The organism is Klebsiella sp. TF21-TM (assembly GCF_019753495.1).
Classification (GTDB): domain Bacteria; phylum Pseudomonadota; class Gammaproteobacteria; order Enterobacterales; family Enterobacteriaceae; genus Klebsiella; species Klebsiella quasipneumoniae.
In genome coordinates this window covers 58424-74769 of record NZ_JAIJYL010000001.1, presented here as the reverse complement: position 1 = coordinate 74769, position 16346 = coordinate 58424, and the positions used below count along the sequence as shown (strand labels likewise).

Annotated in this window: 23 protein-coding genes; 13 read left to right on the top strand and 10 right to left on the bottom strand. The window is 56.4% G+C overall.

What is annotated here, in order from left to right; genetic code table 11:
* Window positions 1–3 precede the first annotated feature (3 nt).
* The 3 genes from K5R89_RS00375 to rplU form a co-directional block, all read right to left on the bottom strand.
* Entirely contained in the window at window positions 4–969 is a 966-nt protein-coding gene (locus K5R89_RS00375; RefSeq protein WP_004206187.1) for a DMT family transporter, read from the bottom strand.
* 93 nt (window positions 970–1062) lie between these two features.
* Window positions 1063–1320: a 50S ribosomal protein L27 gene (gene rpmA, locus K5R89_RS00370; protein WP_002434222.1), complete on the bottom strand. Its 258-nt coding sequence runs from the start codon at window positions 1318–1320 to the stop codon at window positions 1063–1065.
* Between the two features lie 20 nt (window positions 1321–1340).
* Entirely contained in the window at window positions 1341–1652 is a 312-nt protein-coding gene (gene rplU / locus K5R89_RS00365) for a 50S ribosomal protein L21 (RefSeq protein WP_002918379.1), read from the bottom strand.
* 260 nt (window positions 1653–1912) lie between these two features.
* Between rplU and ispB the strand changes: the two genes are divergently transcribed.
* Together ispB and sfsB are read left to right on the top strand one after the other, a co-directional pair.
* Window positions 1913–2884: an octaprenyl diphosphate synthase gene (ispB, locus tag K5R89_RS00360; RefSeq protein WP_023291123.1), complete on the top strand. Its 972-nt coding sequence runs from the start codon at window positions 1913–1915 to the stop codon at window positions 2882–2884.
* A 197-nt stretch (window positions 2885–3081) separates the two neighbouring features.
* Window positions 3082–3354: a DNA-binding transcriptional regulator SfsB gene (gene sfsB, locus K5R89_RS00355; RefSeq protein ID WP_004206189.1), complete on the top strand. Its 273-nt coding sequence runs from the start codon at window positions 3082–3084 to the stop codon at window positions 3352–3354.
* Between the two features lie 54 nt (window positions 3355–3408).
* On the opposite strand, the gene murA is transcribed toward sfsB, so the two are convergent.
* The 7 genes from murA to mlaF form a co-directional block, all read right to left on the bottom strand.
* On the bottom strand, window positions 3409–4668 hold the full coding sequence (gene murA / locus K5R89_RS00350; protein WP_023291124.1) for a UDP-N-acetylglucosamine 1-carboxyvinyltransferase: 1260 nt from the start codon (window positions 4666–4668) through the stop codon (window positions 3409–3411).
* A gap of 53 nt (window positions 4669–4721) precedes the next feature.
* Window positions 4722–4976: a BolA family iron metabolism protein IbaG gene (gene ibaG, locus K5R89_RS00345; RefSeq protein ID WP_004144910.1), complete on the bottom strand. Its 255-nt coding sequence runs from the start codon at window positions 4974–4976 to the stop codon at window positions 4722–4724.
* A gap of 136 nt (window positions 4977–5112) precedes the next feature.
* Complete coding sequence (mlaB, locus tag K5R89_RS00340; protein WP_023291125.1) at window positions 5113–5403, bottom strand: lipid asymmetry maintenance protein MlaB; 291 nt, start codon at window positions 5401–5403, stop codon at window positions 5113–5115.
* Window positions 5403–6038, bottom strand: coding sequence for a phospholipid-binding protein MlaC (gene mlaC, locus K5R89_RS00335; RefSeq protein WP_023291126.1), 636 nt, complete (start codon window positions 6036–6038; stop codon window positions 5403–5405). Before mlaC ends, mlaB begins: the two co-directional genes overlap by 1 nt.
* Before the next feature lie 18 nt (window positions 6039–6056).
* Window positions 6057–6608: an outer membrane lipid asymmetry maintenance protein MlaD gene (gene mlaD / locus K5R89_RS00330; protein WP_004206195.1), complete on the bottom strand. Its 552-nt coding sequence runs from the start codon at window positions 6606–6608 to the stop codon at window positions 6057–6059.
* Window positions 6609–6612: 4 nt separating this feature from the next.
* Entirely contained in the window at window positions 6613–7395 is a 783-nt protein-coding gene (gene mlaE / locus K5R89_RS00325; protein ID WP_004150949.1) for a lipid asymmetry maintenance ABC transporter permease subunit MlaE, read from the bottom strand.
* A 7-nt stretch (window positions 7396–7402) separates the two neighbouring features.
* A complete protein-coding gene (gene mlaF, locus K5R89_RS00320) occupies window positions 7403–8215 on the bottom strand; it encodes a phospholipid ABC transporter ATP-binding protein MlaF (RefSeq protein ID WP_004206196.1) in 813 nt (270 codons plus the stop codon).
* Between the two features lie 209 nt (window positions 8216–8424).
* Between mlaF and K5R89_RS00315 the strand changes: the two genes are divergently transcribed.
* The 11 genes from K5R89_RS00315 to npr all read left to right on the top strand — a co-directional run bounded on the left by K5R89_RS00315 (window position 8425) and on the right by npr (window position 16322).
* Window positions 8425–9402: a calcium/sodium antiporter gene (locus K5R89_RS00315; RefSeq protein ID WP_023291127.1), complete on the top strand. Its 978-nt coding sequence runs from the start codon at window positions 8425–8427 to the stop codon at window positions 9400–9402.
* 14 nt (window positions 9403–9416) lie between these two features.
* Complete coding sequence (kdsD, locus tag K5R89_RS00310) at window positions 9417–10403, top strand: arabinose-5-phosphate isomerase KdsD (protein WP_023291128.1); 987 nt, start codon at window positions 9417–9419, stop codon at window positions 10401–10403.
* Between the two features lie 14 nt (window positions 10404–10417).
* The gene (kdsC, locus tag K5R89_RS00305; protein ID WP_023319211.1) at window positions 10418–10984 is read left to right on the top strand and encodes a 3-deoxy-manno-octulosonate-8-phosphatase KdsC; all 567 of its coding nucleotides are present in this window, start codon (window positions 10418–10420) and stop codon (window positions 10982–10984) included.
* Complete coding sequence (gene lptC, locus K5R89_RS00300) at window positions 10981–11556, top strand: LPS export ABC transporter periplasmic protein LptC (protein WP_002918413.1); 576 nt, start codon at window positions 10981–10983, stop codon at window positions 11554–11556. Before kdsC ends, lptC begins: the two co-directional genes overlap by 4 nt.
* On the top strand, window positions 11525–12070 hold the full coding sequence (gene lptA / locus K5R89_RS00295; protein ID WP_002918415.1) for a lipopolysaccharide ABC transporter substrate-binding protein LptA: 546 nt from the start codon (window positions 11525–11527) through the stop codon (window positions 12068–12070). Before lptC ends, lptA begins: the two co-directional genes overlap by 32 nt.
* Window positions 12071–12076: 6 nt before the next feature.
* Window positions 12077–12802 carry an LPS export ABC transporter ATP-binding protein gene (gene lptB, locus K5R89_RS00290; protein WP_004206203.1) on the top strand — a complete coding sequence of 242 codons (726 nt, stop codon included), beginning with the start codon at window positions 12077–12079 and terminating at the stop codon, window positions 12800–12802.
* 47 nt (window positions 12803–12849) lie between these two features.
* Window positions 12850–14283 (top strand): RNA polymerase factor sigma-54, encoded by a 1434-nt coding sequence (rpoN, locus tag K5R89_RS00285; RefSeq protein ID WP_087826734.1) that lies wholly within the window; start codon window positions 12850–12852, stop codon window positions 14281–14283.
* Between the two features lie 22 nt (window positions 14284–14305).
* Entirely contained in the window at window positions 14306–14593 is a 288-nt protein-coding gene (gene hpf, locus K5R89_RS00280; protein WP_004206206.1) for a ribosome hibernation promoting factor, read from the top strand.
* Between the two features lie 71 nt (window positions 14594–14664).
* A complete protein-coding gene (gene ptsN / locus K5R89_RS00275; protein ID WP_004144926.1) occupies window positions 14665–15153 on the top strand; it encodes a PTS IIA-like nitrogen regulatory protein PtsN in 489 nt (162 codons plus the stop codon).
* A gap of 45 nt (window positions 15154–15198) precedes the next feature.
* A complete protein-coding gene (gene rapZ / locus K5R89_RS00270) occupies window positions 15199–16053 on the top strand; it encodes an RNase adapter RapZ (protein ID WP_004206208.1) in 855 nt (284 codons plus the stop codon).
* Window positions 16050–16322 carry a PTS phosphocarrier protein NPr gene (gene npr, locus K5R89_RS00265; RefSeq protein ID WP_002918431.1) on the top strand — a complete coding sequence of 91 codons (273 nt, stop codon included), beginning with the start codon at window positions 16050–16052 and terminating at the stop codon, window positions 16320–16322. Before rapZ ends, npr begins: the two co-directional genes overlap by 4 nt.
* The last annotated feature ends 24 nt before the right edge of the window (window positions 16323–16346 follow it).

Sequence of the window (16346 nt, the reverse complement as noted above, 5' to 3'; positions counted from 1 at the left end):
AAATCATTCGCCTGAGCGGGGCAGCGGTACTACCGCCTCTCGCTTACGCCAACGTCCCCAAAGACGATGACCGATGGCGGAATACATCGCGCCCGCAACCACGACAAACGCACCGAGATAACCAATCAGGTTTAACATCGGTCTGGCGAAAACATCGGGCCAGGCCATTGATAATAAATCAGAAAACAGTAGCGTAAACAGTGGCGTCAAGGTGATTAACGCGCTGACCTGCGCCGCCTGCCAGCGCGCCATGGCTTCCGCCAGCGCCCCGTAGCCGACCAGGGTATTCAGCCCGCAAAAAATCAGGCATGCCAGTTGCCAGCTGCTTAACCGGGATATCACCCCAGGCTCAGCGAGCGGCAGTAATGCAATCGTACATAAAGTGTACAGCAAAAATAGTATCTGCTGTGATGCCAGACGGCGCAATAACACCTTTTGCGCGACGCCGTAGCTTACCCACACCGTGGCGGCAGCAACGCCGAAAATTACCCCCCACGTGTAGTCCGTCAGGCGGGTAAAGATTTCAATCAGGCTGGTGTTGAAGAACATCACCAACCCGCTGAGCAGCATCAACGCGCCCACCACCTGGGTGCCGCGCATGCGCTCTTTCAGAATCACGACGCTAGCCACCATCATGCCTACCGGCGATAGCTGGCCGATGACCTGAGAAGCCGTGGGGCTGAGATACTGCAGGGAAGAACTGAACAGGATGAAATTACCGAACAGGCCGCCGGTGGCAATCGCTAATAAGACCAGCCAGCGCGGCTTGCGAAAAATTCGCAGCGGCGGCAGTTTGCCTTTGATCGCGAGGATCGCGCCAAGGCCAATACTGGCCATCAGGAAGCGATAAAACACCACCGTTGGCGGCGCCATCACCTCAAGAACCTGCTTCATTGCAATCGGCAACGCTCCCCAACACATCGCGGTGGTAAGCGCCAGAATAATGCCAATCCCAGCCTGCTGCTTCATGCCTGTTTCCCTGCAAAAATTTTCCGGTAGACGAATGTAAAAAGCCCCGCAACGTGTTGCGGGGCTTTCATCCGTTACCGGGACGCGAAAAACTTATTCAGCAACGATGCTGATGAATTTACGGTTTTTCGGGCCTTTAACTTCGAACTTGACTTTACCGTCAGTCAAAGCGAACAGAGTGTGGTCACGGCCGCAACCAACGTTGGTGCCAGCGTGGAATTTGGTACCACGTTGACGAACGATGATGCTACCTGCCAGAACTGCTTCACCGCCGAAACGTTTTACGCCCAGACGTTTAGCTTCTGAATCGCGACCGTTACGAGTCGAGCCGCCAGCCTTTTTATGTGCCATTTAAATCTACTCCTCAGGTCTTAGGCGCTGATGCCAGTGATTTTCACATCAGTGAACCACTGACGATGGCCCTGCTGCTTACGATAGTGTTTACGACGACGAAACTTAACGATTTTAACTTTCTCGCCACGACCGTGAGCAACAACTTCAGCTTTGATTACGCCGCCCTCAACGAAAGGAACGCCGATCTTGATTTCTTCACCGTTTGCGATCATCAGCACTTCAGCGAACTCAACAGCTTCGCCAGTTGCGATGTCCAGCTTTTCCAGGCGAACGGTCTGACCTTCGCTTACTCGGTGTTGTTTACCACCACTTTGGAAAACCGCGTACATATAAAACTCCGCTTCCGCGCACCTCTTCGTGTGATTCAGAGTGCGCTATAAATATTCACAATAGGGCGCGAATATTACGCAAAACGCGAGCCTTTGACAAGAGCGATTAGCGATCAATGCAGAAAAAAAACACAACTTTCACGACAACGTTTATCTACGGCAATTTTTCAGTACAATCATAACTTCTTTTAATTCTGTCTTAATCCTTCTGTGATCCCACCTGGATTCATGGTAACAGGACATTTGGCCCGGCTTTTGCGATGAATTTAGAAAAAATCAATGAGTTAACCGCGCAAGATATGGCGGGTGTCAATGCGACGATTCTTGAGCAACTCAACTCCGATGTTCAGCTTATCAATCAGTTAGGCTATTACATCGTCAGCGGCGGCGGCAAACGCATTCGCCCGATGATTGCTGTGCTCGCCGCCCGCGCGGTGGGCTATCAGGGGAGCGCGCATGTCACCATTGCTGCGCTGATTGAATTTATTCATACCGCCACCCTGCTGCATGACGACGTCGTCGATGAGTCTGATATGCGTCGCGGCAAAGCCACGGCAAATGCGGCGTTTGGCAATGCCGCCAGCGTGCTGGTCGGCGATTTTATCTATACCCGCGCCTTTCAGATGATGACCCAGTTGGGCTCGCTGAAGATCCTCGAGGTCATGTCGGAAGCGGTGAACGTCATTGCCGAAGGCGAAGTGCTGCAGCTGATGAACGTCAATGACCCGGATATCACGGAAGAGAACTACATGCGCGTCATCTACAGCAAGACGGCGCGTCTGTTTGAGGCTGCCTCGCAGTGTGCGGGATTACTGGCCGACTGCACTGCGGAAGAAGAGCGCGCGTTGCAGGATTATGGCCGCTATCTCGGCACCGCTTTCCAGCTGATCGACGATTTACTCGATTACAGCTCCGACGGAGAGCGGCTTGGTAAAAACGTCGGTGACGACCTCAACGAAGGCAAACCGACGCTACCGCTGCTGCACGCCATGCACCATGGTACCGCCGATCAATCGGCGATGATTCGCGGGGCAATCGAGCAGGGCAACGGCCGCCATCTGCTGGATGCCGTCCTGGAAACGATGGCTGCCTGCGGTTCGCTGGAGTGGACGCAGAAACGTGCCGAAGAAGAAGCTGACAAAGCGATTGCCGCGCTGCAGGTTCTCCCTGACACCCCCTGGCGTGAAGCCTTGATCGGGCTGGCGCATATCGCGGTTCAGCGCGATCATTAATCTCCTCCCCCTTCCCGCGCAATGCGCGGGAAAGTTCCAGTAAAAACCCATTTCTTACCGTAAATTTCCGGATACCTTGATACATTCTGAATATTCCGGCGCTTTAACAGAACTTGTTAGAACCTTACCTGGTGCGCGGGTATAGTGTCCCCGTCGCCCATATGGGCCGATCAGGATCTTTATCACCAGGAGAATTTATGGATAAGTTCATCGACTGGCATCCCGCAGATATTGTTGCGGGATTACGTAAACGGGGAACATCGCTGGCGGCAGAGTCGCGACGGCACGGTCTGAGTTCTTCAACGCTGGCGAACGCCCTGACCCGCCCCTGGCCGAAAGGCGAATTAATCATCGCCACGGCGCTGGATACACAGCCGTGGGTCATCTGGCCGTCACGCTACCATGACCCGGTAACGCATGAGTTTATCGACAGAACGCAGATGATGCGTCAAAAGAAGATGGACAAGTGATGTGATTGTTCGACAAGGACCCGGGATAGACGCCCGGGCCCTGACAGGATGCGGTTACTCGCCTTTCACGCGCTGAATATTGGCACCCAGCGCCTGCAGTTTATCTTCGATACGCTCATAGCCACGATCGATATGATAGATGCGATCGACGATGGTGGTTCCCTCAGCGATACAACCTGCCAGCACGAGGCTCGCCGAGGCACGCAAATCGGTCGCCATCACCTGCGCGCCCGAAAGCTGCTCCACGCCGTGACAGATCGCGGTATTGCTCTCGATCTCCGCGTGGGCGCCCATACGGATCAGTTCCGGAATGTGCATAAAGCGGTTTTCAAAGATCGTTTCGGTGATCACGCCGGTCCCTTCCGCGACCAGGTTGAGCAGCGTGAACTGGGCCTGCATATCGGTCGGGAAGCCCGGATGCGGCGCGGTACGCACGTTAACCGCTTTCGGACGGTTGCCGTGCATATCAAGGCTGATCCAGTCTTCGCCCGTTTCGATGTCCGCTCCGGCGTCGCGCAGCTTCGCCAGTACGGCGTCCAGGGTATCTGGTTGCGCGTGACGGCAGAGGATCTTGCCGCCGGAAATGGCTGCGGCAACCAGGAAGGTCCCGGTTTCAATACGGTCCGGCAGCACGCGGTAAACGCCGCCGCCCAGACGCTGCACGCCTTCGATGGTGATGCGATCGGTGCCCTGGCCGCTGATTTTTGCGCCCAGCGCGTTAAGGAAGTTCGCGGTATCGACGATCTCCGGCTCGCGAGCGGCGTTTTCGATAATCGTCGTCCCCTCGGCGAGGGTCGCTGCGCTCATGATAGTGACGGTGGCGCCGACGCTCACTTTATCCATCACGATATGCGCGCCTTTCAGACGACCATTGACCGAGGCTTTAACATAACCTTCTTCCAGTTTGATCTCGGCGCCCAGCTGTTCCAGCCCGCTAATATGCAGATCGACCGGACGCGCGCCGATGGCGCAGCCGCCAGGCAGAGAGACTTGTCCCTGACCGAAACGCGCCACCAGCGGGCCCAGCGCCCAGATGGAGGCGCGCATGGTTTTCACCAGATCGTACGGAGCACAGAATACATCGACCGGGCCGGCGTCAATCCACACCGAACCATTGCGCTCTACCTTCGCGCCCAGCTGACTCAGCAGCTTCATGGTGGTATCGATGTCTTTCAGCTTAGGTACGTTCTGGATCTCTACCGGCTCTTCGGCAAGCAGCGCGGAAAAGAGGATTGGCAGGGCGGCGTTTTTTGCACCGGAGATGGTGACTTCGCCCTGAAGGCGAGTCGGCCCCTGAACACGGAATTTATCCATTGATTCTGTTCTCTATTAAAAATTCACATACGCTGCAGGGGATCCCCCACAGCTTAGAAGCCATTTAGTTTGCGGTCTCGCGCCCACTCCTGCGGAGTAAAGGCCTTGATCGACAGCGCATGGATGCGGTTGTCAGCAATATATTCCATCAGCGGCGCGTAGACGCTCTGCTGCTTTTTAACCCGACTCATGCCATCGAACATCTCACCCACAGCAATAACCTGAAAGTGGCTGCCATCGCCAGAGACGTGGACTTCCTGGAGGGGGAGTGCGTTCATCAGCACGGTCTGAATTTCATGATTTTCCATGGGCTCAAATTTATCTGATAGTGAAAACAGCCCAACATCTTAGAGGAAAGTGGCGCGGTCTTAAACAAGCAAAAAGCCCCGGCGAAAAGATTGCCGGGGCTTTCGGAATAGCTTCAGCGCTAAGGCACTGAAAAGATTATGGGATCATATCGGCAGGCAGGTTGTAAAGACCGACCAGCGTTTGCAGATTTTCGCTCTTGCCGATCAGCTGCGCTTCCCGGCCCTGGCGGCGAATCAGCGCGACAAAATGCACTAACAGCGCCAGGCCCGCCGTGTCCACGCGCGTGGTCTGGCTGAGATCGATGATCGCTGTCCCCGCCGTCGCCTGGGCGCGTGCCTCCCAGAGCGGGACCAGCAGATCCTGATCCAGCTCTCCGTGCAGCGCCAGCGTCTCGCCATCACGAGTCCAGCTCAGCTGCCCGCTCATTATTTTTTCTGTTCCAGGGTGATCGGCTGAGCGGAGATCGCTTTCAGCTGCGCGGTCAGGCCATCAACGCCCTTGGTACGCAGCAGATCGCTCCACTCGTTTTGTTTGGTGGTGATCATGCTGACCCCTTCCGCGATCATATCGTAGGCCTGCCAGTTGCCGGTCTGGGTGTTTTTACGCCACTGGAAGTCGAGACGTACCGGCGGACGGCCATTCGGGTCGAGGATGGTGACGCGGATCGGAATGATGGTCGCGCTGCCCAGCGGCTGTTCCGGGGCAATCTGGTAGGTCTGACCATGGTACATGGCCAGCGCCTGGCCATAGGCCTGCTTCAGGTATTCACGGAAGGCGGCAAAATAGGCTTCACGCTGCGCCGGGGTGGCTTCTTTGTAATAGCGGCCCAGCACCAGCGCGCCGGCATACTTCACCTGCACATACGGCAGAAGCTCCTGGTCGACGATGTCGCGCAGATAGTTAGGGTTGGCCTTGATCTTCGGCTGTTCATTCTTCAGGCGATCGAAGGTTTTCTGCGCCGCTTCATTCATCAGCTTATACGGATTGGACTGGTCTGCCGCCTGGACCGCGGTCAGCGGGGCAATCACCAGCATGGCGACCATGAGTAAGCGTTTAAACATATCGTATTTCTCCTGAAATTAATGCGTCGTGCCGGCTGCCGGCGTCGCGTCAGTATGACCTTCTGCCTCGGCCTTATCATTGCCAGAATTCTGATTGTCGCCGCCCTTGCTGTTATAAAGGAACTGACCAATCAGATCTTCCAGCACCATGGCGGACTTGGTGTCCTGGATAGTACCGCCGTCTTTAAGGATAGTCGTCCCGAGGTCCGGGTCTTCAAAACCGACGTTCAGCGCCAGATACTGCTCGCCCAGCAGGCCAGAGGTGCGGATCGCCAGCGAACTGGTATCGGGGATATGGTTGTAGCGCTCATCAATATCGAGCTCCACGCGCGGCAGATAGGTTTTCGGGTCGAGGGTGATGTCCGCCACGCGGCCAACAACCACACCGCCGATGCGCACCGGCGAGCGCGCTTTCAGGCCGCCGATATTATCGAAGGTCGCGTAAAGACGGTAAGTCGGCTCGGTACGTAACGAGGTGACGTTTGCCGCCTTCAGGCAGACAAACAGCGCCGCCAGCAGCGCCACCAGTAAGAACACCCCTACCCAGATTTCATTTTTTTTCGTTTGCATGAACTCAATTCCCAAACATCAGCGCAGTCAGCACAAAATCCAGCCCCAGAACCGCCAGCGACGCATGCACCACGGTGCGTGTAGTCGCCCGGCTAATCCCGGCGGAAGTGGGGATAGCGTCATAACCATTGAATAACGCAATCCAGGTTACCGTAATGGCGAATACCAGGCTCTTAATCAGGCAGTTCACCAGATCCATTCGCCAGTCGACGGCATTTTGCATCGCGGTCCAGAAAAAACCACCGTCAATGCCCTTCCAGCTCACGCCCACCAGCGCGCCACCCCAGATCCCCACCGCGACGAAGATAATCGTCAGCAGCGGCAGCGAAATGACGCCGGCCCAGAAACGGGGAGAAATGACGCGGCGCAGCGGATCCACCGCCATCATCTCCATACTGGAGAGCTGTTCCGTGGCCCGCATCAGGCCAATCTCGGCGGTCAGCGCCGACCCGGCGCGACCGGCAAACAGCAGCGCGGCGACCACCGGCCCCAGCTCGCGCAGCAGCGACAGCGCCACCAGCATGCCAAGACTGGTCTCAGCGCTGTAGGTAGTTAAGACCAGATAACCCTGCAGCCCGAGCACCATACCGATAAACAGGCCCGATACAATGATAATCAGCATCGACAGAACGCCGACGTTGTAGAGTTGACGAACCAGCAGCGGCGCGTGCTTGCGAAACTCTGGTTTGCCGACAACGGCGTTAAACAGCATTAATCCGGCGCGTCCAAAGGTCGCGGTGGTTTTAATACCGCGATGGCCTAGCGCGGCCAGCGCATTAAACAGCATCAGTCGCTCAACTCCCTATGCCTAATAAATCATGGTGATAGTCGCCAGCCGGATAACGGAACGGCACCGGGCCGTCGGCAATACCATCAATGAACTGACGAACCCGAGGGTCGGCATTCTCCCGTAGCGACTGGGCGCTGCCGTGGGCGACAATCTTTTTATCCGCCACGATATACGCATAGTCCGCGATGCTCAGCACCTCAGGCACATCGTGCGAAACCACGATGCAGGTGACGCCCAGCGTGCTGTTGAGTTCAGAAATCAGCTTCACCAGCACGCCCATGGTGATGGGATCCTGCCCGACGAACGGTTCGTCGAACATAATGAGATCCGGCTCCAGGGCGATGGCCCTCGCCAGGGCGGCGCGGCGCGCCATGCCGCCGGAAAGCTCGGAGGGCATTAACTTCGCCGCACCGCGCAGCCCCACCGCCTCCAGCTTCATCATCACCGTCGTATGCAGCAGCGCAGGCGGCAGATGCGTATGTTCGCGCAGCGGGTAGGCGACGTTGTCAAAAACATTGAGGTCGGTAAACAGCGCCCCGGACTGGAACAGCATGCTCATCCGCTTACGCACCGTGTACAGACGTGAACGGGTCATCTGCGGCACGTTCTCGCCATCGAACAGGATCTCTCCCCTGTCCGGCGGGATCTGTCCGCCGATCAGGCGTAACAGGGTAGTCTTGCCGATCCCCGAAGGTCCCATAATCGCAGTAATTTTACCGCGCGGCACCGACAGCGAGATGTCGTCGAAGATCACGCGATCGCCGCGAGAAAAGCGGATACCGCGCACTTCAACTAAATTCGCCTGAGTTTGGCTCATAAAATCATCCTTACTAAGCACCTGATGGGCAAGCATCGCCCTTTCTTACGCCACAATCACAACATTTTTACAGAATCTTACCTGCACAGGTTAGCGAAAGCTGGCATTTGTTTTACTTTTGGCACGCATAAAGTCAAAATTAAGAATTCGTTACGCTGCGTAGGGATAACCCAGCGAGGCGACGATTATACCTGAAGAAAGGACTTTAGATGCTCTTAGCGACGGCTCTGTTAATTATTGGTTTATTGCTGGTTGTCTACAGCGCCGATCGTCTGGTCTATGCCGCCTCCATCCTTTGTCGCATGTTGGGGATCCCGCCGCTGATCATTGGTATGACGGTGGTGAGTATTGGCACCAGCCTGCCAGAGATCATGGTTTCCACCGCGGCCTCGCTGCATGGGCAGACCGATCTGGCGGTGGGCACCGCGCTCGGCTCCAATATCACCAATATTCTCCTGATCCTCGGTCTGGCTGCCTTACTCAGGCCATTTACCGTGCATTCTGATATTCTGCGCCGCGAATTACCGCTAATGTTGCTGGTCAGCGTGCTGGCGGGGCTGGTGCTCTATGATGGTCAACTGTCCCGTCTCGACGGCCTGTTTTTACTGGCGCTGGCGCTGCTATGGCTGCTGTTCACCATCAAGATTGCCCGTCTGGCGGAACGCCAGGGAAGCGATAGCCTGACCCGCGAACAGCTGGCGGAACTGCCGCGTGAAGGGTCGCTGCCGGTCGCTCTGCTGTGGTTAGGGGTGGCGATGATCGTCATGCCGATGGCCACCCGCATGGTGGTGGATAACAGCACGGTGCTGGCAAACTATTTTGCCATCAGCGAACTGACCGTCGGCCTGACGGTAGTGGCGATAGGCACCAGCCTGCCGGAGCTGGCCACCGCCATCGCCGGGGCGCGCAAAGGGGAAGATGACATTGCCATCGGCAATATCATCGGCGCGAATATCCTCAATATTGCGCTGGTGCTGGGTTTGCCGGCGCTGATCGCGCCGGGAGCCTTTGCGGCGGAAGCCTTTACCCGCGACTATGGCGTGATGTTGCTGGTCAGCCTGATCTTCGCGGTGCTGTGCTGGCGCCGTAGGCAGCAGCCGGGACGACTGGTTGGCGCGCTGCTGGTCGGTGGTTTTGTGGTTTGGTTGGCGATGCTGTTCTGGACAGCGCCGCTCTTCGTTGAATGACTCGGGATAACATCATGTCGCAAATAGATTTGCCCACGGATTTTGACTTTCAACAGGCCGGCCGTCAGGTGCTGGAAATTGAACGTGAAGGTCTGGCCCAGCTCGATCAATATATAAATGAAGATTTCACCCGCGCCTGCGAAACGATTTTCCGCTGCGGCGGGAAAGTCGTGGTGATGGGGATGGGCAAATCCGGCCATATCGGCCGCAAAATGGCGGCAACCTTCGCCAGTACCGGCACGTCGGCATTTTTTGTCCACCCAGGCGAAGCCGCGCACGGCGATTTGGGCATGGTTACGCCGCAGGACGTGGTGATTGCGCTGTCGAACTCCGGCGAATCGAACGAAATCCTCGCGCTGATCCCGGTCCTGAAACGCCAGCAGGTGAAGCTTATCTGCATCACCAGCCGGCCAGAAAGCAGCATGGCGCGCGCGGCGGATATCCATCTGTGCGTGAAAGTGCCGAAAGAGGCTTGTCCATTAGGGCTGGCCCCCACCTCCAGCACCACCGCCGCGCTGGTGATGGGCGATGCCCTCGCCGTCGCCCTGCTGGAGGCCCGCGGCTTTACCGCTGAGGATTTCGCTCTCTCGCATCCGGGCGGCGCACTCGGTCGTAAGCTGTTGCTGCGCGTCAATGATATTATGCATACCGGTGATGAGATCCCGCACGTCGGCCTGCAGGCCACCCTGCGCGATGCGCTGCTGGAAATCACTCGTAAAAATTTAGGTATGACCGCTATCTGCGATGACGACATGAACATCATCGGTATCTTTACCGACGGTGACCTGCGCCGGGTCTTCGACACCGGCGTCGATATGCGCGATGCCAGCATTGCCGACGTCATGACCCGGGGAGGGATCCGCATCCGTCCCGGCACCCTGGCGGTGGATGCGCTAAACCTGATGCAATCCCGTCATATCACCTGCGTGCTGGTTGCCGATGGCGACCATCTGCTGGGTGTGGTACATATGCACGATCTCCTGCGCGCGGGCGTAGTGTAAGTAAGGAAAAAATAATGAATAATGCTGATGCTCAGTTAGCGACCTGCTATGGGCCGGTAAGCCAGACGTTTCTCGATCGCGCGGCTAAGATCCGTCTACTGATCCTCGATGTCGACGGTGTATTATCCGACGGGCTTATCTATATGGGTAATCACGGCGAGGAGCTGAAAGCGTTCAACGTCCGCGATGGCTATGGTATCCGCTGCGCGCTGACCTCTGGCATTGAAGTGGCGATTATTACCGGACGAAAAGCTAAACTGGTAGAAGATCGCTGTCAGACGCTGGGCATTACGCATTTGTATCAGGGGCAGTCGGACAAGCTGCTGGCGTTCCGCGATCTCACTGACAAACTGGGCGTGCGGCCAGAGGAAGTCGCCTACATCGGCGACGATCTGATTGACTGGCCGGTGATGGCCGAAGTGGGCCTCAGCGTCGCCGTCGCGGATGCGCATCCGCTGCTGCTGCCGCGCGCCGATTACATCACCCGGATTAATGGCGGACGCGGCGCGGTACGCGAAGTCTGCGATTTGTTACTATTGGCGCAGGGCAAGCTGGATGAGGCCAAAGGGCAATCAATATGAGTAAAACCAGACGTTGGGTTATCATTTTACTGTCGCTGCTTGCGCTGATCCTCATCGGCCTGAATCTGGCGAATACGGACGACACGGCCCAACCGGAGGTCAATCCCAACGACCCGACGTATAAAAGCGAACACACTGACACCGTGGTGTACAGTCCGGAAGGCGCCCTGAGCTATCGGCTGATCGCCGAGCACGTGGAGTATTTTTCCGATCAGGAGGTCTCCTGGTTTACCAAACCGGTGATGACCACCTTTGATACCAATAAGGTGCCGACCTGGTCAGTCAGGGCTGATAAAGCGAAGCTGACAAATGACCGGATGCTCTATCTTTACGGGCACGTTGAGGTGAATGCGCTCGCGCCAGACTCTCAACTGCGCAAAATTACGACGGATAACGCCCAGATAAATCTGGTAACGCAGGACGTTACCTCCGATGACATGGTGACGTTATACGGCACCACATTTAATTCCAGCGGCCTGAAAATGCGTGGAAACCTTCGCAGCAAAAATGCCGAGCTGATTGAAAAGGTGAGAACCTCTTATGAAATTCAGAACAAACAAACTCAGCCTTAAGATTGCGCTCGCCGGCGCGTTACTGGCCGCCAGCCTGCCGGCCCTCGCCAAGACGGGCGATACCGATCAGCCGATCCATATCGAATCCGATCAGCAGTCGCTGGATATGCAGGGCAACGTCGTCACCTTCACCGGTAACGTGGTCGTGACTCAGGGGACGATCAAGATTAACGCTGATAAAGTGGTAGTCACCCGTCCGGGCAATGAAAAAGGCAAAGAGGTGATCGAAGGTTTCGGTAACCCGGCCACCTTCTACCAGATGCAGGATAACGGCAAACCGGTAAAAGGCCGGGCGTCGAAAATGCGCTATGAGCTGCAGAACGATTACGTCGTGCTGACCGGCAACGCGTACCTTGAACAGCTCGACAGCAACATCAAGGGCGACAAGATCACCTATCTGGTGAAAGAGCAAAAAATGCAGGCCTTCAGCGACAAAGGTCGACGCGTCACCACCGTTCTGGTGCCGTCCGAGCTGCAGGACAAAAGCGGCAACCAGCAAAAGAAGAGTAACTAATCCGTTATGGCAACCTTAACTGCGAAGAATCTCGCTAAAGCGTATAAAGGCCGCCGCGTGGTGGAAGATGTCAGTCTCACCGTTAACTCGGGGGAGATTGTCGGCTTGCTCGGCCCCAACGGCGCTGGTAAAACCACCACCTTCTACATGGTGGTCGGGATTGTGCCGCGCGACGCGGGCAATATCATCATTGATGACGAAGACATCAGCCTGCTGCCGCTGCACGCGCGCGCGCGCCGGGGGATCGGCTATCTGCCGCAGGAAGCCTCGATTTTCCGTCGCCTGAGCGTCTATGACAACCTGATGGCGGTTCTGCAGATCCGTGACGATTTGAGCAGCGAACAGCGGGAAGATCGCGCCAAAGAGCTGATGGAAGAGTTTCATATTGAGCACCTGCGCGACAGCCTCGGTCAGGCGCTCTCCGGTGGCGAACGCCGCCGCGTCGAAATCGCTCGCGCGCTGGCGGCAAACCCGAAATTTATTCTTCTGGATGAACCCTTTGCCGGCGTGGATCCGATCTCGGTTATCGATATCAAACGCATCATTGAGCATTTGCGCGACAGCGGCCTCGGCGTACTGATTACCGATCATAACGTCAGAGAGACGCTCGCCGTCTGCGAACGCGCGTATATTGTCAGTCAGGGACACCTTATCGCTCATGGTACACCGCAGCAGATCCTCGAAGATGAGCAGGTTAAGCGCGTGTATCTTGGGGAAGACTTCAGACTCTGATAGGGTAGAGGTTACAGACGTTTTAGCCGGAGATATTTACCCTGAACATGAAGCAAGGTTTGCAATTAAGGCTTAGCCAACAGCTTGCCATGACGCCGCAGCTGCAGCAGGCGATTCGTTTGCTGCAGTTGTCCACGTTAGAACTCCAGCAAGAGCTCCAGCAAGCGCTGGAAAGTAACCCGTTGCTTGAGCAAACCGATCTTCACGACGAGGTAGAGGCGAAAGAGGTGGAGGACCGCGAGTCTCTCGATACCGTCGACGCGCTTGAGCAAAAAGAGATGCCCGACGAGCTTCCTCTCGATGCCAGCTGGGATGAAATCTATACCGCCGGTACGCCGTCAGGCAACGGCGTGGACTACCAGGACGACGAACTCCCCGTTTATCAAGGCGAGACCACCCAGACGCTGCAGGATTACCTGATGTGGCAGGTCGAGCTGACGCCCTTCACCGATACCGACCGCGCCATCGCCACCTCCATTGTCGACGCCGTCGACGATACGGGCTACCTCACCGTTCAGATTGAAGATATCGTCGACAGCATCGGCGATGAGGAGATCGGCCTCGAAGAAGTGGAAGCCGTCCTGAAGCGCATCCAGCGTTTCGATCCGGTTGGCGTCGCGGCGAAAGATCTGCGCGACTGCCTGCTGATCCAGCTCTCGCAGTTCGCCAAAGAGACGCCATGGCTGGAAGAGGCCCGGCTGATTATCAGCGATCATCTCGATCTTCTGGCCAACCATGATTTCCGCACCCTGATGCGGGTGACCCGCCTGAAAGAAGAGGTGCTGAAAGAGGCGGTAAATCTGATCCAGTCCCTGGATCCCCGTCCTGGCCAGTCCATTCAAACCAGCGAACCGGAATATGTCATTCCCGACGTGCTGGTGCGCAAGGTCAGCGGCCGCTGGACCGTGGAGCTCAACGCCGACAGCATTCCACGGCTGAAAATTAATCAGCAGTATGCGGCAATGGGCAACAGCGCCCGCAATGACGCCGACGGCCAGTTCATTCGCAGCAATCTTCAGGAAGCCCGCTGGCTGATCAAAAGTCTTGAAAGCCGCAACGATACCCTGCTTCGCGTCAGCCGCTGCATCGTCGAACAGCAGCAGGCTTTTTTCGAACAGGGTGAAGAGTATATGAAGCCGATGGTGCTGGCCGATATCGCCCAGGCCGTCGAGATGCATGAATCGACGATTTCCCGTGTCACCACGCAAAAATATCTGCACAGTCCACGCGGTATTTTTGAACTGAAGTATTTCTTCTCCAGCCATGTTAATACCCAAGGCGGCGGCGAAGCCTCGTCGACGGCGATTCGCGCGCTGGTGAAGAAACTCATCGCCGCGGAAAACCCCGCGAAGCCGTTGAGCGACAGTAAGCTCACCTCCATGTTGTCCGAGCAGGGTATCATGGTCGCGCGCCGCACTGTCGCGAAGTACAGAGAGTCTTTATCCATCCCGCCGTCAAACCAGCGTAAACAACTGGTCTGACACAACCGATAAGGAAGACACTATGCAGCTCAACATTACAGGACACAACGTCGAGATCACTCCCGCGATGCGCGACTTCGTCACGGCGAAGTTCAGCAAGCTGGAACAATTTTTCGACCGGATCAATCAGGTCTATATTGTGTTAAAAGTAGAGAAAGTGACGCAAATTGCGGACGCGAATCTGCATGTCAACGGTGGCGAAATCCATGCCAGTGCGGAAGGGCAGGATATGTATGCGGCTGTCGATGGTCTTATCGACAAGCTGGCAAGGCAGTTAACGAAGCATAAAGATAAACTAAAACAACACTAATTGTCCGGGCCCCCCTGCGTCCGCCGTCAGTTAACATCGGCGACGGGCGCGGGGGGCGCTCAGGTGAAATTATGATGAACAACGATTCGGCTCTACAACTGAGCAACGTCCTGAACCAGGAATGTACCCGTAGCCAGGTTCACTGCCAGAGCAAGAAGCGTGCTCTGGAAATCATTAGCGAACTGGCCGCCAAACAGTTAAGTTTGCCGCCGCAGGTGGTGTTCGAAGCGATCCTCACCCGCGAAAAAATGGGCAGTACCGGGATTGGCAATGGTATCGCCATTCCCCACGGAAAACTGGAAGAGGATACGCTGCGTGCTGTCGGCGTTTTTGTCCAGCTGGAAACCCCCATCGCCTTCGACGCGATCGACAATCAGCCTGTCGACCTGCTGTTCGCGCTGCTGGTGCCGGCCGATCAGACAAAAACCCACCTGCATACGCTCTCCCTGGTGGCCAAACGACTGGCCGACAAAGCGATTTGTCGTCGCCTGCGCGCGGCGCAGAGCGATGAAGAGTTGTATGAGATCATCACCGAAGCAGGAAGCAGCGATGACGCATAACGGCAGTCGCACCTTATCCTTTATCGTACTGAGGAGAAACGGTACATGGTACTGATGATCGTCAGCGGCCGCTCGGGCTCGGGTAAATCCGTCGCTCTGCGAGCGCTGGAAGATATGGGCTTTTACTGCGTGGATAACCTGCCGGTCGTGCTGCTGCCCGATCTGGCACGGTCGCTGGCTGACCGCAATATTTCGGCGGCCGTCAGCATCGACGTGCGGAACATGCCGGAATCACCGGAGATCTTCGAGCAGGCCATGAAAAACCTGCCGGAGTGCTTTTCGCCGCAGCTGCTGTTTCTCGATGCCGATCGCAACACGCTGATCCGTCGATACAGCGACACCCGTCGCCTGCATCCGCTGTCGAGCAAGAATTTGTCGCTGGAAAGCGCCATCGACGAAGAGAGCGATCTGCTGGAGCCCCTGCGCTCGCGTGCCGACCTGATTGTCGATACCTCGGAGATGTCGGTTCACGAGCTGGCGGAAATGTTGCGCACCCGGCTGCTGGGTAAACGTGAACGCGAACTGACCATGGTCTTCGAATCCTTCGGCTTTAAGCACGGTATCCCGATCGATGCCGATTACGTCTTTGACGTGCGCTTTCTGCCAAACCCGCACTGGGATCCGAAGCTGCGTCCTATGACCGGTCTGGATAAACCGGTGGCCGCCTTCCTCGATCGGCACACCGAAGTGCACAACTTTATTTACCAGACCCGGAGCTATCTTGAGCTATGGTTACCGATGCTGGAGACCAACAATCGCAGCTATCTGACGGTGGCCATTGGCTGTACCGGCGGTAAACATCGTTCGGTTTATATTGCTGAACAACTGGCTGACTACTTCCGCTCGCGCGGCAAAAACGTACAGTCTCGTCATCGGACGCTGGAAAAACGTAAATCATGACCGTAAAGCAGACCGTTGAAATCACCAATAAGCTGGGCATGCACGCCCGCCCGGCGATGAAGCTGTTCGAACTAATGCAGAATTTCGATGCCGAGGTGTTGCTACGCAATGATGAAGGCACGGAGGCGGAAGCCAACAGCGTCATTGCCCTGCTGATGCTGGACTCGGCGAAAGGACGGCAGATAGAGGTGGAGGCCAGCGGTCCGCAGGAAGTGGAAGCCCTCGCCGCGGTGATTGCCCTGTTTAATGCCGGATTTGACGAAGATTAAACGTGACGCTTCCCGGCGACGGAC